Consider the following 21,795-nt stretch of genomic DNA (forward strand, 5'->3'; position numbering starts at 1 on the left):
TAGTTGCTTACACTGGAGGAAGGTAGACCCGTAACTAGCCGGGCGTCAAGTAAGTTAATTTGGGAGAGCACCATGGGCAGCACGCCGCAGCCGCGCCGGGGCAACACCCGCCAGCGCATCCAGGACGTCGCCCTGGAGCTCTTCGCCGAGCAGGGGTACGAGAAGACCTCGCTCCGGGAGATCGCCGAGAAGCTGGACGTCACCAAGGCGGCGCTCTACTACCACTTCAAGACCAAGGAAGACATCCTCGTCAGCATCTTCGAGGACCTGAACCAGCCGGTGGAGGAGCTGATCGCCTGGGGTGAGACCCAGCCGCGCACCCTGGAGACGAAGACGGAGATCCTCCGCCGCTACAGCGACGCGCTGGCCCAGGCGGCCCCGCTCTTCCGCTTCATGCAGGAGAACCAGGCGACCGTACGGGACCTGAGCATCGGCAGGACCATCAAGAACCGGGTCCTGGGCCTGGTGGACCTGATCAAGGAACCGGGCGCGCCGCTCACCGACCAGGTGCGGTGCTTCAGCGCGCTCATCACCCTGCACGCCGGGATGCTCGCCCTGCAGGACGTCGAAGGCGACCCCGAGGAGAAGCGCAAGGCCACCCTCGAAGTCGCCGTCGAGCTGGTCACCCGGGCCCACGACACCGAAGCCCCCCGGTGACCCTGCTCGGAAGCAGGGGCCGGGGAGCCGGGAGCACGGGCCGGATCAGACGTTGATGCCGTGCTTGTGCAGGAAGTTGACCGGGTTGACCGCCGAACCGTAGTTCGGGGTGGTCCGGATCTCGAAGTGCAGGTGCGGGCCGCTGGAGTTGCCGGTGTTGCCGGACAGGGCGATCTTCTCGCCCTTGTTCACGTGCTGCCCGATGTGCACGTCGATCTTGGACAGGTGCGCGTACTGCGAGTACGTGCCGTTGCCGTGCGAGATCACGATGGCGTTGCCGTACGCGGGGCCGTCGCCGCCGCCGTTCGGGCCGGCCTTCACGATCGTGCCGCTGTGGGCGGCCTCGACCTTGGTGCCGATCGGCACGGCGAAGTCCTGGCCGGAGTGCTTGTGGGCCCAGCGGCTGCCGTCGTTGCCGAAGCTGGCGCTCAGCTCGTAGTGGCTGACCGGGGTCTCCCAGGGAAGCTTGGCGATGGCCTTCTTCTTGGCGGCGGCCTTCTTCTTCGCGGCGGCGGCCTTCTTCTTCGCGTCCTCGGCCTTCTTGGCCGCGGTGTGCTCGGCGGCCTTGCCCTGCGCGGCGGCCTGCTTGGCGACCGAGTCGGCGGTGGCCGAGGTGGCCAGGGCCGGGGTCTTGGGGGCGTCCGCAGTGCCGGCCGCGAACGCAGCGCCCGCACCGAGAACCATCGACGTCCCCAGGCCGGCTGCCACGACGGCTCCACGGACACGGGACACGGACGGGCGGCGGGACTGGAACGTAACGCGCTTCGACATAAGCGGAAATCCTCCGGAGATGACTGGACCCGGCGGTGTGCCGGGCTGGCCATACCTTGGTAACCCGCGCCCCCGCCGGTGCTCAAACACCCCATCTACGATCAAAAGCCGTAGAAAGCTCCCCGGGAATTCGCTCGGAGGACCCCGCCCATCCCCCGGGGAAGACCTGCGAAAGTCCTCCCCGGAACAGGTTTACGCCCTGTTCCAAACCGCCCCAACCGGACATACGCCCCCTGTGCGGGCATACGGTCCCGCGCGTGCGGAGGGCCCGTCCACCGCAGGGCCGAAAGGCCCCCGACGGATCGGGCCCGTTGCTCCTAAGCCGGCTAGTAGGCCCGAAACGGCCTGTGCGCCTTGTCACCGGCGGTGGGACCGAAGGCCGTCCGTTTCGGGACCTTCGGCCCGGTGGTCCGAGGGTGTCCCGCCGGCCCTGACCGGCAGGGACACCCGGCTACCCCACGGGCAGCCCGGTCACCTTCTCCGCATGCAGCGCGACCAGACGTTTGCCGCCCGCGGCCAGGTACCAGCGGTCGATGTCGCCGGAGCCGTCGTTGTACGTCCACAGCAGCTTGCCGTCGGACGGGTCGAAGGCGTGGATGCCGCCGTTCTTGTCGAACTGGGTGGCCCCGTAGAGGACGCCGCCCACCTTGGCGAACTGCCAGGGGGCCGCGATCTCCAGGCTCTCCTCGTTGTGCCAGTGGCGCTTCCCGGTCGCCGGATCGACCGCCCACAGGGCGTGGCCGGTGTCCGAGACGTAGAGGACGCCGTCCAGAACGGCCGGGTCGTTGAACCGGCTGTACTCCTCGGTCGCGAAGGACCAGCGCTCGGCGCCCGTCTCCAGGTCGAAGGCGCGCATCTTCTCGCCGGTCGCGATGATGACCAGGCCCTCGTGGAGCTCGAAGCCCCGGTTGGCGGTGCGGCCGATCTTCTTCGTCCAGACCTGGTGGCCGGTCGCGGTGTCGCGGACCGTGAGGTTCTCGCGGAAGTCCGTGTAGACGAGGCGCTTGCCGGAGACCCGCGCGGTGAGGCCGTTCGTCTCGGTGCCGTGGTCGCGCCGCTCGCGCCAGACGACCTTGCCCGAGGAGGTGTCGATGGCGGCGATCACGTTGTCGGGGGTCCGGAAGTTCTTGTCCAGGATCCCGGCGACGACGTAGACGTGACCGGCGTCGGCGGCGATGACCCGGGGCTGGGAGTACTCCTTGTCACCGAGCCGGCTGCGCCAGGTGTCCCTGCCGGTCCTGGGGTCGAGACCGATGACGTTGCCGTCGTACCGGGCGCTGGCCAGGTAGAGGGTGCCGTCGCCGATGAGCATGCTCGCGCCCGGGGTGGTCACCTCGGCACGGGACCAGAGTTCCTTGCCGGTGGACAGGTCGCGGGCCACCAGCGGGTCGCCGGAGACCAGCACCACGTCGTCGACCACGGCGACTGCGGATATCCAGGCCAGTCCGTCGTACGCCGCGGCGTGCTGCCAGGCCGGCTTCGGCTTCCCGCCCGGCTCGGGGGCGGCGCCCCCGGGCTTCCCGGACTCACCGGGCTTCCCCGAACCGGAGCCGCCGCCCTCGGCCGGCTCCTCGACCGGGCCGCAGGCCGCGGTCCCGGCGCCGAGCAGGGCCAGCCCCGCTCCGGCTCCGGCCAGCTTGATCATCCGCCTGCGCGACACATCGCCTCTGCCCATGGCGTGCCCGTCCCCCTCGTTCGTTACGTGATCCCGGGCTCTTCGTTCGCAATCGAGAAGCCCTCTCGGGCAGGCCGCCCGAAGCGGGGCCAGCCTAACCAGCGGTTTTCGGTCAATGCGCGTAGCGAACGCGACCGGAACGGTCCTGTGACGCCGCTGTCACCGAGTCCGTGACGCGCAAAGGGGCGGCCCCGGCCGGTCGAAACCGGTCCGGGGCCGCCCCTTCGGACGCTCGGGCGTTACTGCCGGGAGAGGCAGAAGGCGCCTGTCACGCTTCCTTCGTCATGTTCGGGCCGCCGCCCGCCGCCTGCTCGATCGGCGGGACGTCGGGCAGAGCCGACTTCTCCTCACCGCGGAAGGTGAACTTCTCGTCGTCGCCCTCGCCCTCGCTGCCGACGACCACGATGTGGCCGGGGCGCAGCTCGCCGAAGAGGATCTTCTCCGAGAGGACGTCCTCGATCTCGCGCTGGATCGTCCGGCGCAGCGGCCGGGCGCCCATCACGGGGTCGTAGCCCTTCTTCGCGAGCAGCTTCTTGGCGTCCGTGCTGAGCTCGATGCCCATGTCACGGTCCTTGAGCCGCTCGTCCACCTTCGCGACCATCAGGTCGACGATCTCGATGATGTCTTCCTGGCTGAGCTGGTGGAAGACGACCGTGTCGTCCACACGGTTGAGGAACTCGGGCCGGAAGTGCTGCTTGAGCTCTTCGTTGACCTTGACCTTCATCCGCTCGTAGTTCGTCTTGACGTCGCCCTGGGCGGCGAAGCCCAGGTTGAAGCCCTTGGAGATGTCCCGGGTCCCGAGGTTGGTCGTCATGATGATGACCGTGTTCTTGAAGTCCACGACCCGGCCCTGGGAGTCGGTCAGGCGACCGTCCTCCAGGATCTGGAGCAGGGAGTTGAAGATGTCGGGGTGGGCCTTCTCGACCTCGTCGAAGAGGACGACGGAGAACGGCTTGCGGCGCACCTTCTCGGTGAGCTGGCCGCCCTCCTCGTAACCCACGTAGCCGGGGGGCGAACCGAAGAGACGCGAGACCGTGTGCTTCTCGCTGAACTCCGACATGTCGAGGGAGATCAGCGCGTCCTCGTCGCCGAACAGGAACTCGGCGAGCGTCTTGGACAGCTCGGTCTTACCGACACCGGACGGGCCGGCGAAGATGAACGAGCCACCGGGGCGCTTCGGGTCCTTCAGACCGGCCCGCGTACGGCGGATCGCCTGCGAGAGCGCCTTGATGGCGTCCTTCTGCCCGATGACGCGCTTGTGGAGCTCGTCCTCCATGCGCAGCAGCCGCGAGGACTCCTCCTCGGTCAGCTTGAAGACCGGAATGCCGGTGGCGGTGGCCAGGACCTCGGCGATCAGCTCGCCGTCGACCTCGGCCACGACGTCCATGTCGCCGGCCTTCCACTCCTTCTCGCGCTTGGCCTTCGCCGCCAGCAGCTGCTTCTCCTTGTCGCGGAGGGAAGCCGCCTTCTCGAAGTCCTGGGAGTCGATGGCCGACTCCTTGTCGCGGCGGACGCCCGCGATCTTCTCGTCGAACTCGCGGAGGTCCGGCGGCGCGGTCATCCGGCGGATGCGCATCCGGGAACCGGCCTCGTCGATCAGGTCGATCGCCTTGTCCGGCAGGAAGCGGTCCGAGATGTACCGGTCGGCCAGCGTCGCGGCCTGCACCAGCGCCTCGTCCGTGATGGACACGCGGTGGTGGGCCTCGTAGCGGTCGCGCAGACCCTTGAGGATCTCGATGGTGTGCGGCAGCGACGGCTCCGCGACCTGGATCGGCTGGAAGCGGCGCTCCAGCGCGGCGTCCTTCTCCAGGTGCTTGCGGTACTCGTCCAGCGTGGTGGCACCGATGGTCTGCAGCTCGCCTCGCGCCAGCATGGGCTTGAGGATGCTCGCGGCGTCGATCGCGCCCTCGGCGGCGCCCGCACCCACCAGGGTGTGGAGCTCGTCGATGAACAGGATGATGTCGCCGCGGGTGCGGATCTCCTTGAGCACCTTCTTCAGGCGCTCCTCGAAGTCACCGCGGTAGCGGGAGCCGGCGACCAGGGCGCCGAGGTCCAGGGTGTAGAGGTGCTTGTCCTTCAGGGTCTCGGGCACCTCGCCCTTGACGATGGCCTGGGCCAGGCCCTCGACGACCGCCGTCTTGCCGACGCCGGGCTCACCGATGAGCACCGGGTTGTTCTTCGTACGGCGGGAGAGCACCTGCATGACCCGCTCGATCTCCTTCTCGCGCCCGATGACCGGGTCGAGCTTGGATTCGCGGGCGGCCTGCGTGAGGTTGCGGCCGAACTGGTCGAGCACCAGCGACGTGGAGGGCGTGCCCTCCGCGGGGCCGCCGGCGGTGGCGGCCTCCTTGCCTCCGGAGTACCCGGACAGCAGCTGGATGACCTGCTGGCGCACCCGGTTCAGGTCGGCGCCGAGCTTCACGAGGACCTGGGCGGCGACGCCCTCGCCCTCGCGGATCAGGCCGAGCAGGATGTGCTCCGTGCCGATGTAGTTGTGGCCGAGCTGGAGGGCCTCGCGGAGCGACAGCTCCAGGACCTTCTTGGCCCGGGGCGTGAAGGGGATGTGGCCGGACGGGGCCTGCTGGCCCTGGCCGATGATCTCCTCCACCTGCTGGCGGACCGCCTCGAGCGAAATCCCGAGGCTCTCCAGGGCCTTAGCGGCGACACCCTCACCCTCGTGGATCAGGCCCAGGAGGATGTGCTCGGTGCCGATGTAGTTGTGGTTGAGCATCCGGGCTTCTTCCTGAGCCAGGACGACAACCCGCCGCGCGCGGTCGGTGAACCTCTCGAACATCGTTAATCGCTCCTCAGAGCGGTCAGGCAGTAAGGGGTCGGTCCCCTCCCTGTCCTTCCGCAGCTTAGTCCCGCAAGCGGGGACCGCTCATTTCGACTGCCGACACACGGCCTTGCTTCCTGGCGGATGCCCCGCCCCGAACGCCGACAACTGCTCCAACCCGATGGTGCGAGACGATGTTCCCGCAGGCCAGACAGATACCCCAGTCGCCAGTACGCCGATGGCGAACGTGAGACATGCATGGCTTGCGTGTCGCCCCTCCCCACTAGGGATGTCTTACCCGCAATTACAGACAGTCCATGCGGCGTACGCGGGTTCCCTCCGCTACGGGCGAACATCCTCGTACTCCTGAATGCGCCCGTACGCCCCCAACCCGGACACCCTAAGCGTTCACGCGTGCGCGGTACGTAACCTGCGGGGCCGGTGGAGGGTTGTTCCGTCATGACCCTCACCGTGCCGCCGCCCCGCGTCCCGCCCTCCGTCGAGCTGGGCGGTGCCTCCCGGGGCGAGCCGGGGGACGGCTGGGCCGGGTGGTACGAGCGGGAGATGGGCTGGGCCACGGCGGGCGGTTCACCGGTGCGGCTGCTGACCGGGCTGCGGTTCGACGCGCTCGTCGTGCCCGCCGTCGCCGGGCACGCGGCGCTGCGACGGGTGGGCCCTACGGGGCCGGTGGCGCTCATGGGGCTGCGGATGAGCCTGCTGGTGGCGCCGGGAAGCGCGGAGGAGCTGCCGGGGCTGCTCGACTGGCTGGAGTGGGGCGGGGTCGCGCTGTCGCTGACCGGTCTGGGCGCGGGCGGGCGGATCACCGCTCCGCCGCCTCCGGGACGTCCGGTGGAGCCGGGGGCCGCCTCCTGGCTGCGGCCCCCCGGGCCGTCACGGGAACAGGACGAAGCGCCGGCGCTCCCGGCCTTCTCCGGCTTCGGGAGCAGGCGTGGTGACGCTCCCGACCTCGTCCGGCTCGTGGACGCCGTGGCAACGGAATGCCACCGGGCCCGACTGGCGCGTGCCCGGGCGGGCTTGTTCCACGATGAGCCCGTGGCTCAGCCGTTGGCCTTCTCGTAAGCCTCGCGGATCTCTGCGGGGACGCGGCCGCGGTCATTCACATTGTGGCCGTTCTCGCGGGCCCACTTACGGATCTCGGCGGTGTCCTTGTTGCCACCGGAGACGGCGCGGCCCTTGCCACGCCCCGACGCCGCACGGCCACCGGTACGCCGGCCGTTCTTCGCGTAGGGCTCGAGAAGGGAACGCAGCTTGTCCGCGTTGCTGGTGGTGAGGTCGATCTCGTACGTCTTGCCATCCAGCGCGAACGTCACCGTCTCGTCCGCCTCGCCACCGTCGAGGTCGTCAACAAGAAGGACCTGAACCTTCTGTGCCACCGGATTTCCTTTCATCGAAAATGGAGTACGCGGAAAGGAAACCGCTTTTCCCCGGAAAACACAAACCCTCGGGAGAGGTTCAGCAGCCCAAGGAGACGGGAAACGTGCGCGATTCGGACATAGGGGCGCGGCCCCCCACTTCCCGCTCTTCGCGCGGTCACAGGTGCAGAAGCATCCGGCTGTTGCCCAAGGTGTTCGGCTTCACTCGTTCGAGACCGAGGAACTCCGCGACTCCCTCGTCATAGGAACGCAGCAGCTCGCTGTAGACATCTCCGTCGACGGGCGTCTCGCCGATCTCCACGAAGCCGTGCTTCGCGAAGAAGTCGACTTCGAAGGTGAGACAGAAAACCCGGCGGACACCCAGCCAGCGGGCGGTCCGCAGCAGCTTGTCGAGGACCTGGTGGCCCACTCCGGCGCCCTTGAGGCCGTGATCGACGGCGAGCGTGCGGACTTCGGCGAGGTCTTCCCACATGACGTGCAGCGCACCGCAGCCGACGACCGAGGCGTCCTCGTCCCGTTCGGCGATCCAGAACTCCTGGATGTCCTCGTAAAGCGTCACCGTGGCTTTGTCGAGGAGGATGCCTTCCCGCACGTAGCCGTCGAGGAGACCGCGGACGGCGGGTACATCGCTCGTCCGTGCGCGCCGGACGGTGATGGCCACGTTTATCACCGACGGTTCGGTCCGGAAATCGGTATGCGGAAGCTCTGAGGGCATACGCAGACGCTATCGCCCGGCCTCCGGCTCCGCTCCATCGGCCGCTCCACCGGGTTCGCCCTCCCCTGCTCCGTCCGCGCCGGCCTCGGGAAGAGCGGGCAGAACGATCCGCATCGCGTCGCGCAGAGCGTCGCGCTGCTCGGCCGACATCATCCCGAAGAACGCGACCAGCGCGGCCGCCGGGTTGTCGCTGAGCGACCAGGCTTCGTTCATCAGGGCGGCGGCGTATGCGGCGCGGGTGGAGACGGCCGTATATCGATATGCGCGGCCCTCCACTTCGCGGCGGACCCAGCCCTTCTGATGGAGATTGTCCATTACCGTCATGACGGTGGTGTAGGCGATGGACCGCTCCTGCTGGAGGTCCTCCAGGACTTCCCGCACAGTGACCGGGCGGTTCCATTCCCAGACCCGTGTCATCACGGCGTCTTCGAGCTCTCCCAATTGACGGGGCACAGCGTCACCTTAGTGCCAGATGTCTGGAATGCGTAGCTATTTACACAGCGAAAGGGCGTACGACTCCTCGGGAGTCGTACGCCCTTTCGCATACGGGAGCGCCGGGCGCGGGCCCGGAGGGGTCAGGCCCCTTCGGTACGCGGGGTCTGCTGAACCGACTCGGCGCGGGTGATCGCCGCGTCCACGGCCGCGTCCTCCTTGGCCTTGTTGGGGCCGCCCTGGCTCTTGACGATCGTCACGACCAGGCCGATGAAGAAGGCGGCCATCACCACGGGGGGCACGAGCGCGGATACGTAGTCCATGCCCTCCAGAGTAGCGAGCCGCCTCCCCGCCCCGAGGACACCCCTACCCCGCGCGGCGCTGCGGCGGCTGCGGTACGGGACGGCGCGGCGGGAAGACCTCGGAGGGCTTCGGCGCCGGGCGCTCGGACGGCGGCACGGGGCGGGCCGGGGCCGGCGGCGTCTTCGGCTCGTCCGGCCCGGCGGCACGCCCGCCGGGCAGCGCGAGCAGCCGGCTGCGGGGCGCCGGGGCGGTCCGGGGCACGGCCCGTCCGGCGAGCCGGGCGCGTACGGAGCGCTCCGCGATCATCTGGCAGCGCTCCAGGAGGGCCGCCGCCAGCGGGCCGCCGCGCAGGGCCCGCAGCGCGGCCAGGTCCTCGGGGCGCGGGTCGTATCCGGCGGCCAGGGCGTCCTGGAGGAGCTCCAGATATCCGGTGAGGGAGCCGGGGAGGGCGTCGCGGTAGCGGACGAGGTCGGCGAGGAGGAAGGCGCGCAGCCGTCCGGCCTCGGCGACGGCCTCGTCCACACTGCCCGCCAGCCGCAGGCAGTCCTGGACATCCTCGTCGGGCAGGGGCGCGGGGTGCAGCGCGAAGGCGAGGGCGCGTCGGAGCACTCGCAGCTCGTCCGCGCTGAAGGCCATACCGCCGCGTGATCCGTAGGGCGTGGGCATGACGCGACAATACGTGCTAAAGGGACAAAATCGGCTTAACTGGTCGTGGGTGGCGCGGCGGCTCCGGAGTGCCGTCGCACCCGGAGCCGCCGGTCAGCGGCCTGTACTACAGCCGCGACACGTTGCGCTCGTACACCAGGCGGAGTCCGATGAGGGTCAGCCAGGGCTCGTGCTCGTCGATGACGGAGGACTCGCCCAGCACCATCGGAGCAAGGCCGCCCGTCGCGATGACGGTGACATCGTCCGGGTCGGCCGCCAGCTCCTTCTTCATCCGCTCCACGACCCCGTCGACCTGGCCGGCGAAACCGTAGATGATGCCCGCCTGCATGGCCTCGACGGTGTTCTTGCCGATGACGCTGCGCGGCCGGGCCAGCTCGATCTTGCGGAGCTGGGCACCCTTGACGCCCAGCGCCTCGACGGAGATCTCGATGCCGGGCGCGATGACACCGCCGGTGTACTCGCCCCGGGCCGACACCGCGTCGAAGGTGGTGGCCGTGCCGAAGTCGACCACGATCGCCGGACCGCCGTACAGGTCGACGGCGGCGACCGCGTTGATGATGCGGTCCGCGCCGACCTCCTTCGGGTTGTCCATCAGGATCGGCACCCCGGTCTTGATGCCCGGTTCCACGAGCACGGCGGGGACATCGCCGTAGTAGCGGCGGGTCACCTCGCGCAGCTCGTGCAGCACGGCCGGGACCGTGGAGCAGATCGCGATGCCCTCGATGCCGTCGCCCAGCTCCATGCCGAGCAGCGGGTGCATGCCCATGAGGCCCTGGAGCAGCACCGCGAGTTCGTCGGCGGTGCGGCGGGCGTCCGTGGAGATCCGCCAGTGCTCGACGATCTCCTCGCCGTCGAACAGGCCGAGGACGGTGTGGGTGTTCCCGACGTCGATGGTGAGCAGCATCAGGCGCCGGCCCCGTCGGTGTCGCGGAAGTCCAGCCCGATGTCCAGGATCGGCGAGGAGTGGGTCAGCGCGCCCACGGCCAGATAGTCGACCCCGGCCTCCGCGTAGGCGCGGGCCGAGTCGAGGGTGAGCCGGCCGGAGGACTCCAGGAAGGCGCGTCCGCCGGTCAGGGCGACGGCGTCGGCGGTCTCGGCCGGGGTGAAGTTGTCCAGCAGGATCAGGTCGGCACCCGCGTCCAGCACCTCGGTGAGCTGGGCCGGCGTGTCCACCTCGACCTCGATCGGGACCTCCGGGAACTCCTCCCTGACCCGCTTGAACGCCTCGGCGACCCCGCCCGCCGCGATGACGTGGTTGTCCTTGACGAGCGCGGCGTCGGACAGCGAGAACCGGTGGTTGACACCGCCGCCGCAGCGCACGGCGTACTTCTCCAGGGCGCGCAGCCCCGGCGTCGTCTTGCGGGTGTCGCGGACCTCGGCCTTGGTGCCCTCCAGCACATCGGCCCAGGCGCGGGTGGCGGTGGCGATGCCGGAGAGCCGGCAGAGCAGGTTGAGGGCGCTGCGCTCGCCGGTGAGCAGGTCGCGGGTGCGGGTGGTGACGGTCAGCAGCTTCTGGCCGGGGGCGACGCGGTCGCCGTCCTCGACGTGCCGCTCGACCTCGAACTCGGAGGTGCAGACGATCGACAGGACCGCCTCCGCCACGCGCAGCCCGGCCACCACACCGGCCTCGCGGGCGGTGAAGTCGCCGGTGGCCATGGCATCCTCGGCGACGGTGGCGACGGTCGTGACGTCCACCCCGCCGTCCAGGTCCTCGGCGATGGCGAGGTGCGCGATGTCCTCGACCTGGATGGGGTCCAGGCCGGACTCGGCGAGGAGCCGGGCGAGCGCGGGGTCGAGCCCGCACTCCTCGTACTCCTCGCCGCCGCCGCAGCCGCAGCCGTCCCCGCAGCCGCCCGCGGCGGGGGCGGGCGCGCCGACCCGGATCAGCGGTACGTCCACGGGAGTGGGGCGCGGATTCTCTTCGGGCGTGCTCACGGTTACGGCTCCTCGGGAGTGGGGTGGGTGGTGCTCGTCGCTGCGCAGTCTGCTGCCCCGGGCGCATCCACGGGCCCGAACGCCTCGGTATCCGTCCGACGGAGGACGAGACCGTCCTCGGGGGCGAGCCGGACGACGAGGTGGCGGCGCCAGTCCGCGTCGTCGCGCTCGGGCCGGTCCTCGCGCCAGTGGCAGCCCCGGGTCTCCTCGCGCGCGCGGGCGGCGGCGACCAGGACCCGGGCGACGAGCAGCAGGTTGGTGGCCTCCCACGCCTCGACGCCGGGCACCGCGGGCTTGGTCTCCGCCGCCCCCGCCTCGCGGGTGGCGAGGTGCAGCTCCTCCAGCTCGTCCGCCGCGGCGGCCAGGCTCTCGGCGGAGCGCAGCACCCCGGCGCCCCGGCTCATGGCGCGCTGGACCGCGAGCCGGGTCTCGGGGGCCTGGAGCGGGACGGGCGTCCCGGCGGGTCCGGCGGCCGCACCGGAACGAGGGCGGTCGGCGACGATGCCGGCGGCGATGCGCTCGGCGAAGACGAGTCCTTCGAGCAGCGAGTTGGACGCCAGCCGGTTCGCGCCGTGCACCCCGGTGCAGGCGACCTCGCCGCAGGCGTACAGGCCGGGGACGGTCGTACGGCCCCGCAGGTCGGTGCGGACGCCGCCGGAAGCGTAGTGCGCGGCGGGGGCCACGGGGATGGGCTCGGTGACCGGGTCGATGCCGTGGGACCGGCAGGCGGCCAGGATCGTCGGGAAGCGCTGCTCCCACATCTCGGCGCCGAAGTGGCGGCCGTCGAGGTACATGTGGTCGGTGCCCTTGAGCTGCATCTGGCGCGTGATGCCCTTGGCGACGATGTCGCGCGGGGCCAGCTCCGCCAGCTCGTGCTGCCCGGCCATGAAGCGCGTACCGGAGGCGTCCACGAGGTGGGCGCCCTCGCCGCGTACCGCTTCGGAGACCAGCGGCTGCTGGCCCTCGGAGCCGGCGCCGAGGAAGAGGACGGTGGGGTGGAACTGGACGAACTCCAGGTCCGAGACCTCCGCGCCGGCCCGCAGCGCGAGCGCCACGCCGTCGGCGGTGGAGACCGAGGGGTTGGTGGTGGCGGAGAAGACCTGGCCCATGCCACCGGTGGCCAGGACCACGGCCGGGGCGTTGACCGCGCCGACGCCGTCGTGCTGGCCCTCGCCCATCACGTGCAGGGTGACACCGGCGGTACGGCCTTCGGCGTCGGTGAGGAGGTCGAGCACGAGGGCGTTCTCGATGGTGTGCAGGGCGGCCGCGCGGACCGCCTCCACCAGGGCGCGGGAGACCTCGGCGCCGGTCGCGTCGCCGCCCGCGTGGACGATGCGGCGGCGGTGGTGGCCGCCCTCGCGGGTGAGGGCCACGGAGCCGTCGTCGGCGGTGTCGAAGCGGGCGCCGGTCTCCATCAGCCGGCGCACCGCGCCCGGGCCGTCGGTGACCAGGGCCCGCACCGCGGACTCGTCGCAGAGGCCGACGCCGGCGACCAGGGTGTCGGCCAGGTGCTGCTCGGGGGTGTCGCCCTCGCCGAGGGCCGCGGCGATGCCGCCCTGGGCCCAGCGGGTGGAGCCGGCGTCGAGACGGGCCTTGGTCACCACGACGGTGGCGAGGCCCGCCGCGGCGCAGCGCAGGGCGGTGGTGAGCCCGGCGACGCCGGAGCCGACGACCACGACGTCGGCGTCGATGGACCAGCCGGGTGCGGGGGCGGTCAGCCGTATTCCGGTCACGGGGTCGCTCCGAAGGTGAGGGGGATGTTGTCGATGAGGCGGGTGGCGCCGACCCGGGCGGCGACGGCGAGGATCGCCTCACCGGCCGCGCGGTCGTCGGGGATCTCGGTGAAGTCGGCCGGGTCCACGAGCGCCACGTAGTCCAGGGCGAGCGGCGGGCTCGCGGCCTCCGCCTCCTCCAGGACCGTGCGGGCGGCGGCGCGCACGGCGGCGGGTCCGGCGTCCGGGCGGGCCCGGGCGACCGCCTGGGCGTCGGCCGCGAGGCGGGCCTCGCCGAGCCGGTTGAGCCCGGCGGCCCGGTCCTCGGTGGCGCCGGTGGCCTGCGCGCGGGCGTGCAGGGCGGCCTGGGCGGCGAGACGGTCGCGGGCCGCGAACAGGGCGCGGGACAGGGCGAGCGCGGTGCGGCGCTCGTGCGGGTCGAGGAAGCGGTTGCGGCTGGACAGCGCGAGGCCGTCCGGCTCCCGGACCGTCTCCACGCCGCTGATCTCCACCGGGAAGTTCAGGTCGCGCACCATGCGCCGGATCAGCGCCAGCTGCTGGGCGTCCTTCTGCCCGAAGAACGCGGTGTCCGGCCGGGTGAGGTGGAGCAGCTTGGCGACGACGGTGAGCATGCCGTCGAAGTGGCCGGGGCGCGACGCCCCCTCCAGACGCTCGCCCATCGGGCCCGCCGAGATCCGGACCTGCGGCTCGCCGCCCGGGTAGACCTCGTCCACGGAGGGCGCGAAGACCACGTCGGCGCCGGCCGCGCCGGCCACCGCGAGGTCGGCGTCGAGCGTGCGAGGGTAGCGGTCGAGGTCGGCGGCCTCGCCGAACTGGAGCGGGTTGACGAAGACGGTGACGACGACCTGCCCGGCGGGGCCCGCGTGGGCGCGGGCGGCGCGGATGAGCGAGGCGTGGCCCTCGTGCAGGGCGCCCATCGTCATGACGACGGCCCGCCGCCCCTCGGGGGCGTACGCGTGCAGCTCGGCGGCCGTGTTCAGCAGGACCGGGGCGGTGGACGCGGGGGCGGTCATCAGGACTCCTCCGGTCCGGTGCCGGTGTCGCCGGAAGAGGCCGGGCCGCCGTCCGGGGCGGGGCCCCGCGTGCCCGTGCCGCCGTCCGCCAGCGCGTCCAGCAGGTCCTCGGCCAGCTCCGGCTTGAGCAGGCCGTGGGCGAGGGCGCGGTCCGCGGTGGCGCGGGCCATCGCCACGTAACCGGCGACCGTCTGCGGGGCGTGGGCGCGCAGCTCGCCGAGGTGCGCGGCGACCGTGCCGGCGTCGCCGCGCGCGACCGGGCCGGTGAGCGCCGCGTCGCCGGAGCGCAGGGCGTTGTCCAGGGCGGCGCCGAGCAGCGGGCCGAGCATCCGGTCGGGGGCGGTGACCCCGGCGGTGCGCAGCAGCTCCATCGACTGGGCGACGAGGGTGACCAGGTGGTTCGCGCCGAGGGCGAGGGCCGCGTGATAGAGCGGACGGGACTCCTCCGCGATCCATTCCGGCTCGCCGCCCATCTCGATGACCAGCGCCTCCGCGGCGAGCCGCAGCTCGTCCGGCGCGGTGACCCCGAAGGAGCAGCCGGCCAGTCGCTGGACGTCCACGGAGGTGCCGGTGAACGTCATCGCGGGGTGCAGCGCGAGCGGCAGGGCGCCGGCGCGGCGCGCGGGGGCCAGCACCTTCGTCCCGTACCGCCCGGAGGTGTGGACGAGGAGCTGTCCGGGGCGGACCGCCCCGGTCTCGGCCAGGCCCTCGACCAGCCCCGGGAGGGCGTCGTCGGGGACGGTCAGCAGGACGAGCTCGGCGCGCGCGAGGACGTCGGCGGGCGTCACGAGGGGGACGTCGGGGAGGAGGTCGGCGGCGCGCCGCCGCGAGGCGTCGGAGACCCCGGAGACGGCGACCGGGCGGTGTCCGGCGAGGGCGAGGGATGCGGCCAGGGCGGGGCCGACACGGCCCGCCCCCACCACGCCGACGGTGAGCCGGGCGGGGCGGTCCCTCGCGTCGAGGGGGTCCTTGGGAGCTGTTGCGTTCACACTGCGGGCCTTCCGTTCCAGTCCGCGGGGGGTACCGGACGATTCCCTTGCATGCTACGCCAGCGGCCGCCCCGCCCTCCCGGCTGTCCACAGGCTGTGGATACCGTCCCGGGCGGCCCCGGAAACGCGGTGGGCAGGCCCGGCGTTCTGCGTGATGATCGTTCCATGGCAGACATGAACACGCAGGTGACGGACGAGACGGCGGAGCCGGGGAGCGAGGAGGCGCGGCGATCGCGCCGGATCGCCGCGTGGCGGCGGGCCGGGCGCGCGCTGTCCCGCGCTCCGCAGGACCGCACGCTCGGCGAGCAGCTGGCCGCCCTGGCGGCGGACGCCGGGACGGTCACCGACCTGGAGCTCCCGGCGGACATCTACGGGGACGGTGTCGTCGGCGAGCTGGAGGAGCGGGTCGCCGCCCTGCTGGGCACGGAGGCCGCCGTGTTCTTCCCGACCGGGACGATGGCGCAGCAGGTCGCGCTGCGCTGCTGGGCCGCCCGCACCGGCAACCCCGTGGTCGCCCTGCATCCGCTCGCCCACCCGGAGGTGCACGAGAGCGGCGCCCTGGGAGCGGTGAGCGGGCTGCGCACCGTCCACCCGACGACCGGTCCGAGGCTGCCGACCGCCGAGGAGGTCCGCGACTTCCCGGAGCCGTTCGGCACGCTGATGCTGGAGCTGCCGCTGCGGGACGCCGGTTTCGTGCTGCCCTCCTGGGAGGAGCTGGAGGCCGTGGTGGCCGCCGCCCGCGACCGGGACGCCGTCGTCCATGTCGACGGGGCCCGGCTGTGGGAGTGCGCGACGCACTTCGGCCGGGGGCTGCCGGAGATCGCCGCGCTCGCGGACAGCGTGTACGTGTCGTTCTACAAGTCCCTGGGCGGGATCTCCGGGGCCGTGCTCGCCGGTTCCGCCTCGCTGGCCGAGGAGGCCCGCCTCTGGCGGCACCGGTACGGCGGCCAGCTCTTCCAGCAGTTCCCGGCGGCGGTCGCGGCCCTGGCCGGGCTCGACCGGGAGCTGCCGAGGCTGCCGTCGTACGTGGAGCACGCGAAGGTGGTGGCCGGGGCGCTGGCCGAGGGGTTCGATGCGGCCGGCACGGGCTGGTTCCGGGTGCACCCGGAGGTGCCGCACACGCACCAGTTCCAGGTGTGGCTGCCGTACGGCGCGGAGGTGCTGACGGAGGCGTCGGTGCGGCAGGCGGAGGAGACGGGCGTAGTGCTCTTCCGCCGCTGGTTCACACCGGACACGGGGGCGCCGGGGGTCGCGTTCACCGAGGTGACGGTGGCCGAGGCCGGGCTGGAGTGGAGCGCCGAGGACGTACGGGACGCGGTGGCCGCGTTCCTGGAGCGGCTGGACGGGAAGAGCTGAGGCGACCGGGCCCCGGCCCGGCCGCCTCAGCCACCCGGCACCATGGACCGGTGAGCGTCACCATCGGCATCGCGGGGCTCGACCCCGCCCGCATCGTCTTCCGGACCTCCCCGCTCGTGGAGCTGGGCGTCGCCCTGCACGCCCTCTCCGAGCCGGGGCACCACCCGGGCCTGCACGGCTGGGCGACGGCCACCGCCACGGCCCTGGAGCCCGATCTCGCCGACCGGCTGCACGAGGCGGAGTTCCTGTGGCGGAACACCTTCTCGGACGTCTTCATGCCGTTCGCCGGGGTCGTCGGCGGCGACGGCACGCCGGGCGACGACCTCGCCGCCGATCTGGACATCCTGGACCGGCTGGACGACGACCGGTTCGTCTCCGCCGCCCTGGAGTTCACCTGCGCCGCGTTCTACGGGACCGGCGCGGCCTCCCCGCTGCGCAACGCGCAGGCGCGCGCCCGGGCGCTGGACATGGCGGCGGCGCGCGGCCCGCAGCAGGTGGAGTTCACCGAGCGGCTGCTGGCCGACCCCGCTCCCGTACGCCGCTGGCTGCGCCGCCTGTTCGAGGACTGCGAGCAGGCGTTCTTCGCGGACACCTGGGAGCGGGTCCGGGTCCAGCTGGTGGCCGACGCGCGGCACAAGACGGACCTGCTGCGGCGCAAGGGGCTCGCCGAGGCGGTACGGGCGGTCTCACCCGCGCTCACGCTCGACCCGGACGGCGGCAGGATCAGCGTCGACAAGCTGACCGAGGGGGCGACCGACGCGACGGACCCCGCCGTCGGCCCCGGGCTCACGCTGATCCCGACCAGCTTCGGCCGGCCGCACCTGATGGTGCTGCACGCCCCGGGCTGGCGGCCGGTGATCCACTACCCCGTGCACCGGCCGGAGCTGCCCGCGCCCGCCTCGGTGGAGCTGCTCCGGCTGCGGCTGGAGGCGCTGGCGCACCCGATGCGGATGCGGCTGTGCCGGAACATCGCGCGTTCCCCGTACACCACCGGCGAACTGGCCGACACGAACGGGATCACCCCGCCCGAGGTCTCGCGCCATCTCGCGGTGCTCAAGAAGGCCGGTCTGGTCACGACCCGGCGCCGGGGCCGCTACGTGCTGCACCAGCTGGACCTGACCGTGGTGGCCCGGCTCGGCAGCGACTTCCTGGAAGGAATCCTCCGCTGACGCCCTCAGCCCGCGCCGCCGCCGGCGCGGACCAGCCCCGTCTCGTACGCGAGGACGACCACCTGCACCCGGTCGCGCAGGGACAGCTTGGTCAGGATGCGGCCGACATGGGTCTTCACGGTCGCCTCGGAGAGCACCAGGCGCCCCGCGATCTCGCCGTTCGACAGGCCCTGCGCGACGAGCAGCATCACCTCGCGCTCGCGTTCGGTGAGCCTGGCGATGTCCTTGTGCTGCGGTTCCTGGGTGCCGCTGGGCAGCATCGGCGAGAAGCGGTCGAGCAGCCGGCGGGTGGTGGACGGGGCGACGACGGCGTCCCCGCTGTGCACGGAGCGGATCGCGGCGAGCAGTTCGCCCGGGGGCACGTCCTTCAGCATGAAGCCGCTGGCCCCGGCCTTCAGCCCGGAGAACGCGTACTCGTCCAGGTCGAACGTGGTCAGGATCAGCACCTTCGGCGGGTCGGGCTGCGCGCAGATGCGGCGGGTGGCCTCGACGCCGTCCAGCTTCGGCATGCGGACGTCCATCAGCACCACGTCCACGGCGGTGGCGCGCAGGACGTCGATCGCCTCGGCGCCGTCGCCGGCCTCGGCGACCACCTCCATGTCGGGCTGGGCGGCGAGCACCATCCGGAAGCCGGTGCGCAGCAGCACCTGGTCGTCGACGAGCATCACGCGGATCGCCATGGGGGCCTGTTCTCTCCTCGTTCGTTCAGCGGTCGGCGGCCTTGAGCGGCAGCAGCGCGCTGATCCGGAATCCTCCGCCGGGGCGCGGCCCGGCGTCCAGTGTGCCGCCGACCATGCCGACCCGCTCCCGCATGCCGATCATGCCGTGGCCGGCGCCGTCGGCGCCGCCGTCCTCGTACAGCTCGTGCGCGGCGCCCCGCCCGTCGTCCTCGACCAGCAGGCCGAGCCCGTCGTCGAAGTAGACCAGCCGCACGCTGGCCCCGGCGTGCGGGCCGCCGTGCTTGCGGGTGTTGGTCAGGGCCTCCTGCACGATGCGGTACGCGGTCAGCTCGACGCCGCTGGGCAGCGGGCGGGCGGTCCCCTCGACCTTGAAGTCCACCGCCAGACCGGCCTTGCGGACCTGCTCGATCAGCTCCTCGATCTGCTCGACGTCGGGCTGCGGGACGTACTCCCCGCTCTCCTGCGCGTCGCCCGTCCGCAGCACCCCGAGCAGCCGCCGCATCTCCGCGAGCGCCTGGCGGCCGGTGCCGGAGATGGTCTCCAGCGCCTGCCGCGCCTGGTCGGGCGCCGCGTCCATGACATAGGCGGCGCCGTCGGCCTGCACCACCATCACGGAGACGTTGTGCGCGACGACGTCGTGCAGTTCGCGGGCGATACGGGCCCGCTCGGCGGCCACCGCGACCTTCGACTGGGCCTCGCGCTCCCGCTCCAGCCGGGCCGCCCGCTCCTCCAGCTGGTCGAAGTAGGCCCGCCGGGTCCGCATCGAGTCGCCGAGCACCCAGGCCAGCACGAACGGCACCGTCAGCACGGCCACGACGAACACCGTCTGCGCCCAGTTGCGCGGGGTGCCCGTCTCGTTCGGCCAGCGGAGCTGGGACATCGAGGCGGCGGTCAGGCTGCACGCCAGGGCGAGCCGGGAGGCCCAGCGCTCACCGACGGTGGCCACGGTGAAGGTGATGACGAGCATCGCGAAGTTCGCGACGGTCGGCCGGACGCCGCAGATCAGCTGGACGACGCCCATCGCGATGGCGAGCAGCAGCATCTTCTCCGGCGCGCGGCGGCGCAGCGCCACGACGAGGCAGAGCCCGAGGACGACCGGCACGACCGCGATCCGTTCGAGACGCCCGCCGTGTCCCACGTCGCCCACCACGATGGTCATGCCGGAGAGCCCGAGGAGGAAGACAGCCCAGAAGCTGTCGACGCCCGTCGGGTGTCTGCGGATGAAATCGTAGAGGCGCTGCACGTGACCCAGCGTAAAGAAGGCCGAGGGCCGCCGGGTCAACCGAAGGGCCGATCCGGGTCCCGGGACCGTACTCCCCAAGGTGGAGACTGGGCCCGTGACGGATGAGTGGCGCGGGTGGCAGGAGGCGGCGGAGACCGCTCTCTACGGCGACGAGGGTTTCTACCGGCGCCCCGAGGGCCCCGCGGGTCACTTCCGTACCTCTGTGCACGCGTCACCGCTGTTCGCCACCGCCGTCGCCCGGCTCCTGGTCCGCACGGCGGCGGACCTCGGCGCCGCGCACGTGGACCTGGTCGACATGGGCGCCGGGCGCGGGGAGCTCGTCACCGGGGTCCTCGCCGCGCTCCCGGCCGAGGGCGGGGCGGACCTCGCGGTGCGGGCGTACGCCGTGGAGCTCGCCGCCCGCCCCGAGGGCCTGGACCCCCGGGTGGAGTGGTGCGCCGAGCCGCCGCACGGGGCGCGCGGGCTGCTCTTCGCCAACGAGTGGCTGGACAACGTGCCGCTCCCCGTCGCGGAGACGGACGCCGAGGGCGTCGAACGGTACGTCGAGGTCCGCGCCTGTGACGGCGCGGAGCGGCTGGGCGCTCCGGTGACCGGGGCGGACGCGGAGTGGCTGCGCCGCTGGTGGCCGTCGGCCGGCCCGGGCAGCCGGGCGGAGATCGGCCGCCCGCGCGACGAGGCGTGGGCGGCGGCGGTGTCGTCCCTGTCCGCCGGGCTCGCGGTGGCGGTGGACTACGCGCACGTACGCGGGGAACGCCCGCCCTTCGGCACGCTCACCGGTTTCCGCGCGGGCCGCGAGGTCCGGCCGGTGCCGGACGGGAGCTGCGACCTGACGGCGCACGTGGCCCTGGACGCGTGCGCGGCCACGGCGGGCCCGCCCGCGCGGCTGCGTACCCAGCGCGAGGCCCTGGCGGCCCTGGGCATCACGGGCGGACGCCCGCCCCTGGCTCTGGCGTCGGCCGACCCGTCCGCCTACCTCCGCGCCCTGTCCACGGCGGGCGAGGCGGCGGAACTGACGGCCCGGGGCGGCCTGGGCGACTTCGGCTGGCTGGAACACGTGGTAAGCCCCTCCGGCGATTGAGGAGGGTCCGGGGCAGCGCCCCGCAGCAACGGCGCGCAAGGAATACTGGCCCCCATGACGGAGACGACCATCGGCATCGGCGGCGCAGCCGAAAGCACCGACATGGTGCTCAACATCGGCCCCCAGCACCCCTCCACCCACGGCGTGCTCCGCCTCCGTATCGTCCTGGACGGCGAGCGCGTCCAGCACGCCGAACCGGTCGTCGGCTACATGCACCGCGGCGCGGAGAAGCTGTTCGAGGCCCGCGACTACCGCCAGATCATCATGCTCGCCAACCGCCACGACTGGCTCTCCGCGTTCTCCAACGAGCTGGGCGTCGTGATGGCCGTCGAGCGGATGCTCGGCATGGAGGTCCCGGAGCGCGCGGTCTGGACCCGCACCCTGCTCGCCGAGCTGAACCGGGTCCTCAACCACCTGATGTTCCTCGGCTCGTACCCGCTGGAACTCGGCGGGATCACCCCGGTGTTCCACGCGTTCCGGGAGCGCGAGGAGCTCCAGGCGGTGATGGAGGAGGTCTCCGGCGGGCGTATGCACTACATGTTCAACCGGGTCGGCGGCCTCAAGGAGGACCTGCCGGCGGGCTGGCTCGGCCGGGCCCGGGACGCCGTCGCCTCGGTCCGCTCCCGGATGGACGTGTACGACGGACTGGTGCTCGGCAACGAGATCTTCCGGGCCCGCACCCGGGGCGTCGGCGTGCTGTCGGCCGGGGCGGTGCACGCGTACGGGGTGTCCGGACCGATCGCCCGCGCCTCGGGCGTGGACTTCGACCTGCGGCGCGACGAACCGTATCTCGCGTACGGAGAGCTGTCGCAGACGCTGAAGGTCGTCACCCGGACCGAGGGCGACTGCCTGGCCCGGTTCGAGTGCCTGCTGGAGCAGACGCACAACGCCCTGGACCTCGCCGACGCCTGCCTGGACCGGATGGCGGAGCTGGCGCCGGGACCGGTCAACCAGCGGCTGCCGAAGGTCCTCAAGGCCCCCGAGGGCCACACGTACGCCTGGACCGAGAACCCGCTCGGCGTCAACGGCTACTACCTGGTGTCCAAGGGCGAGAAGACCCCGTACCGGCTGAAGCTGCGCTCGGCGTCCTTCAACAACATCCAGGCGCTCACCGAACTGCTGCCGGGCACGCTGGTCGCCGACATGGTGGCGATCCTGGGCTCGCTGTTCTTCGTCGTCGGCGACATCGACAAGTAGCACGCCATCGCCG

General features: G+C 72.2%; 21 protein-coding genes. 6 read left to right on the plus strand and 15 right to left on the minus strand.

Going from position 1 to position 21,795, the window contains the following annotated elements; translation table 11 throughout:
- Positions 1-72: 72 nt before the first annotated feature.
- Complete coding sequence (locus tag ACLQ2N_RS13250; RefSeq protein WP_425812410.1) at positions 73-657, plus strand: TetR/AcrR family transcriptional regulator; 585 nt, start codon at positions 73-75, stop codon at positions 655-657.
- A 45-nt stretch (positions 658-702) separates the two neighbouring features.
- Here the strand turns inward: ACLQ2N_RS13250 and ACLQ2N_RS13255 are convergent, their stop codons facing one another.
- From ACLQ2N_RS13255 to ACLQ2N_RS13265, 3 genes are all read right to left on the minus strand, one after another.
- The gene (locus ACLQ2N_RS13255; protein WP_425812412.1) at positions 703-1,428 is read right to left on the minus strand and encodes a M23 family metallopeptidase; all 726 of its coding nucleotides are present in this window, start codon (positions 1,426-1,428) and stop codon (positions 703-705) included.
- 451 nt (positions 1,429-1,879) lie between these two features.
- Positions 1,880-3,103 carry a PQQ-binding-like beta-propeller repeat protein gene (locus tag ACLQ2N_RS13260; RefSeq protein WP_425812414.1) on the minus strand — a complete coding sequence of 408 codons (1,224 nt, stop codon included), beginning with the start codon at positions 3,101-3,103 and terminating at the stop codon, positions 1,880-1,882.
- Positions 3,104-3,371: 268 nt separating this feature from the next.
- Positions 3,372-5,897 (minus strand): ATP-dependent Clp protease ATP-binding subunit, encoded by a 2,526-nt coding sequence (locus ACLQ2N_RS13265; protein ID WP_425812416.1) that lies wholly within the window; start codon positions 5,895-5,897, stop codon positions 3,372-3,374.
- Positions 5,898-6,338: 441 nt separating this feature from the next.
- Between ACLQ2N_RS13265 and ACLQ2N_RS13270 the strand changes: the two genes are divergently transcribed.
- Entirely contained in the window at positions 6,339-6,959 is a 621-nt protein-coding gene (locus tag ACLQ2N_RS13270) for an SCO3374 family protein (protein WP_425812418.1), read from the plus strand.
- Here the strand turns inward: ACLQ2N_RS13270 and ACLQ2N_RS13275 are convergent.
- From ACLQ2N_RS13275 to ACLQ2N_RS13320, 10 genes are all read right to left on the minus strand, one after another.
- Positions 6,938-7,273, minus strand: coding sequence for a histone-like nucleoid-structuring protein Lsr2 (locus ACLQ2N_RS13275; protein ID WP_018102272.1), 336 nt, complete (start codon positions 7,271-7,273; stop codon positions 6,938-6,940). The genes ACLQ2N_RS13270 and ACLQ2N_RS13275 overlap by 22 nt on opposite strands.
- 157 nt (positions 7,274-7,430) lie before the next feature.
- Positions 7,431-7,988 carry an amino-acid N-acetyltransferase gene (locus ACLQ2N_RS13280; protein ID WP_425812420.1) on the minus strand — a complete coding sequence of 186 codons (558 nt, stop codon included), beginning with the start codon at positions 7,986-7,988 and terminating at the stop codon, positions 7,431-7,433.
- A gap of 9 nt (positions 7,989-7,997) precedes the next feature.
- A complete protein-coding gene (locus ACLQ2N_RS13285; protein ID WP_425812422.1) occupies positions 7,998-8,441 on the minus strand; it encodes a BlaI/MecI/CopY family transcriptional regulator in 444 nt (147 codons plus the stop codon).
- 122 nt (positions 8,442-8,563) lie between these two features.
- Positions 8,564-8,743: a hypothetical protein gene (locus ACLQ2N_RS13290; protein WP_425812424.1), complete on the minus strand. Its 180-nt coding sequence runs from the start codon at positions 8,741-8,743 to the stop codon at positions 8,564-8,566.
- Positions 8,744-8,786: 43 nt separating this feature from the next.
- Entirely contained in the window at positions 8,787-9,359 is a 573-nt protein-coding gene (locus ACLQ2N_RS13295) for a hypothetical protein (protein WP_425813194.1), read from the minus strand.
- A 136-nt stretch (positions 9,360-9,495) separates the two neighbouring features.
- Positions 9,496-10,293 carry a type III pantothenate kinase gene (locus ACLQ2N_RS13300; RefSeq protein ID WP_018102267.1) on the minus strand — a complete coding sequence of 266 codons (798 nt, stop codon included), beginning with the start codon at positions 10,291-10,293 and terminating at the stop codon, positions 9,496-9,498.
- The gene (gene nadC, locus ACLQ2N_RS13305) at positions 10,293-11,324 is read right to left on the minus strand and encodes a carboxylating nicotinate-nucleotide diphosphorylase (RefSeq protein WP_425812426.1); all 1,032 of its coding nucleotides are present in this window, start codon (positions 11,322-11,324) and stop codon (positions 10,293-10,295) included. The genes ACLQ2N_RS13300 and nadC overlap by 1 nt, the downstream gene beginning before the upstream one ends.
- Positions 11,325-11,326: 2 nt before the next feature.
- A complete protein-coding gene (locus ACLQ2N_RS13310; protein ID WP_425812428.1) occupies positions 11,327-13,057 on the minus strand; it encodes an L-aspartate oxidase in 1,731 nt (576 codons plus the stop codon).
- Positions 13,054-14,070: a pantoate--beta-alanine ligase gene (gene panC, locus ACLQ2N_RS13315; protein ID WP_425812430.1), complete on the minus strand. Its 1,017-nt coding sequence runs from the start codon at positions 14,068-14,070 to the stop codon at positions 13,054-13,056. The genes ACLQ2N_RS13310 and panC overlap by 4 nt, the downstream gene beginning before the upstream one ends.
- Positions 14,070-15,059, minus strand: coding sequence for a Rossmann-like and DUF2520 domain-containing protein (locus ACLQ2N_RS13320; RefSeq protein WP_425812432.1), 990 nt, complete (start codon positions 15,057-15,059; stop codon positions 14,070-14,072). The genes panC and ACLQ2N_RS13320 overlap by 1 nt, the downstream gene beginning before the upstream one ends.
- Positions 15,060-15,224: 165 nt before the next feature.
- Here ACLQ2N_RS13320 and ACLQ2N_RS13325 point away from each other — a divergent pair, with 165 nt between their 5' ends.
- Positions 15,225-16,415, plus strand: a complete 1,191-nt coding sequence (locus tag ACLQ2N_RS13325) for a threonine aldolase family protein (protein ID WP_425812434.1) — start codon at positions 15,225-15,227, stop codon at positions 16,413-16,415.
- Between the two features lie 50 nt (positions 16,416-16,465).
- Positions 16,466-17,584, plus strand: coding sequence for a DUF5937 family protein (locus tag ACLQ2N_RS13330; protein ID WP_425812436.1), 1,119 nt, complete (start codon positions 16,466-16,468; stop codon positions 17,582-17,584).
- A 5-nt stretch (positions 17,585-17,589) separates the two neighbouring features.
- On the opposite strand, the gene ACLQ2N_RS13335 is transcribed toward ACLQ2N_RS13330, so the two are convergent.
- Both ACLQ2N_RS13335 and ACLQ2N_RS13340 read right to left on the minus strand, forming a co-directional pair.
- Positions 17,590-18,264: a response regulator gene (locus ACLQ2N_RS13335; RefSeq protein WP_425812438.1), complete on the minus strand. Its 675-nt coding sequence runs from the start codon at positions 18,262-18,264 to the stop codon at positions 17,590-17,592.
- A 25-nt stretch (positions 18,265-18,289) separates the two neighbouring features.
- Positions 18,290-19,507, minus strand: a complete 1,218-nt coding sequence (locus tag ACLQ2N_RS13340) for a sensor histidine kinase (RefSeq protein ID WP_425812440.1) — start codon at positions 19,505-19,507, stop codon at positions 18,290-18,292.
- A gap of 94 nt (positions 19,508-19,601) precedes the next feature.
- On the opposite strand from ACLQ2N_RS13340, the gene ACLQ2N_RS13345 reads away from it, so the two are divergent.
- Positions 19,602-20,585, plus strand: coding sequence for an SAM-dependent methyltransferase (locus ACLQ2N_RS13345; RefSeq protein WP_425812442.1), 984 nt, complete (start codon positions 19,602-19,604; stop codon positions 20,583-20,585).
- Positions 20,586-20,639: 54 nt separating this feature from the next.
- Positions 20,640-21,782: an NADH-quinone oxidoreductase subunit D gene (locus ACLQ2N_RS13350; RefSeq protein WP_425812444.1), complete on the plus strand. Its 1,143-nt coding sequence runs from the start codon at positions 20,640-20,642 to the stop codon at positions 21,780-21,782.
- Positions 21,783-21,795 lie beyond the last annotated feature (13 nt).

Source organism: Streptomyces sp. DT224, from assembly GCF_049844595.1.
GTDB lineage: Bacteria > Actinomycetota > Actinomycetes > Streptomycetales > Streptomycetaceae > Streptomyces.

What these genes read in the sequence shown, in the direction of transcription:
- ACLQ2N_RS13290 (WP_425812424.1), bottom strand. Translation starts at nt 8,743, where the DNA reads ATGGACTACGTATCCGCGCTCGTGCCCCCCGTGGTGATGGCCGCCTTC.
- ACLQ2N_RS13350 (WP_425812444.1), top strand. Translation starts at nt 20,640, where the DNA reads ATGACGGAGACGACCATCGGCATCGGCGGCGCAGCCGAAAGCACCGAC.
- ACLQ2N_RS13295 (WP_425813194.1), bottom strand. Translation starts at nt 9,359, where the DNA reads ATGGCCTTCAGCGCGGACGAGCTGCGAGTGCTCCGACGCGCCCTCGCC.
- panC (WP_425812430.1), bottom strand. Translation starts at nt 14,070, where the DNA reads ATGACCGCCCCCGCGTCCACCGCCCCGGTCCTGCTGAACACGGCCGCC.
- ACLQ2N_RS13270 (WP_425812418.1), top strand. Translation starts at nt 6,339, where the DNA reads ATGACCCTCACCGTGCCGCCGCCCCGCGTCCCGCCCTCCGTCGAGCTG.
- ACLQ2N_RS13265 (WP_425812416.1), bottom strand. Translation starts at nt 5,897, where the DNA reads ATGTTCGAGAGGTTCACCGACCGCGCGCGGCGGGTTGTCGTCCTGGCT.
- ACLQ2N_RS13280 (WP_425812420.1), bottom strand. Translation starts at nt 7,988, where the DNA reads ATGCCCTCAGAGCTTCCGCATACCGATTTCCGGACCGAACCGTCGGTG.
- ACLQ2N_RS13325 (WP_425812434.1), top strand. Translation starts at nt 15,225, where the DNA reads ATGGCAGACATGAACACGCAGGTGACGGACGAGACGGCGGAGCCGGGG.
- ACLQ2N_RS13300 (WP_018102267.1), bottom strand. Translation starts at nt 10,293, where the DNA reads ATGCTGCTCACCATCGACGTCGGGAACACCCACACCGTCCTCGGCCTG.
- ACLQ2N_RS13250 (WP_425812410.1), top strand. Translation starts at nt 73, where the DNA reads ATGGGCAGCACGCCGCAGCCGCGCCGGGGCAACACCCGCCAGCGCATC.
- ACLQ2N_RS13260 (WP_425812414.1), bottom strand. Translation starts at nt 3,103, where the DNA reads ATGGGCAGAGGCGATGTGTCGCGCAGGCGGATGATCAAGCTGGCCGGA.
- ACLQ2N_RS13335 (WP_425812438.1), bottom strand. Translation starts at nt 18,264, where the DNA reads ATGGCGATCCGCGTGATGCTCGTCGACGACCAGGTGCTGCTGCGCACC.
- ACLQ2N_RS13255 (WP_425812412.1), bottom strand. Translation starts at nt 1,428, where the DNA reads ATGTCGAAGCGCGTTACGTTCCAGTCCCGCCGCCCGTCCGTGTCCCGT.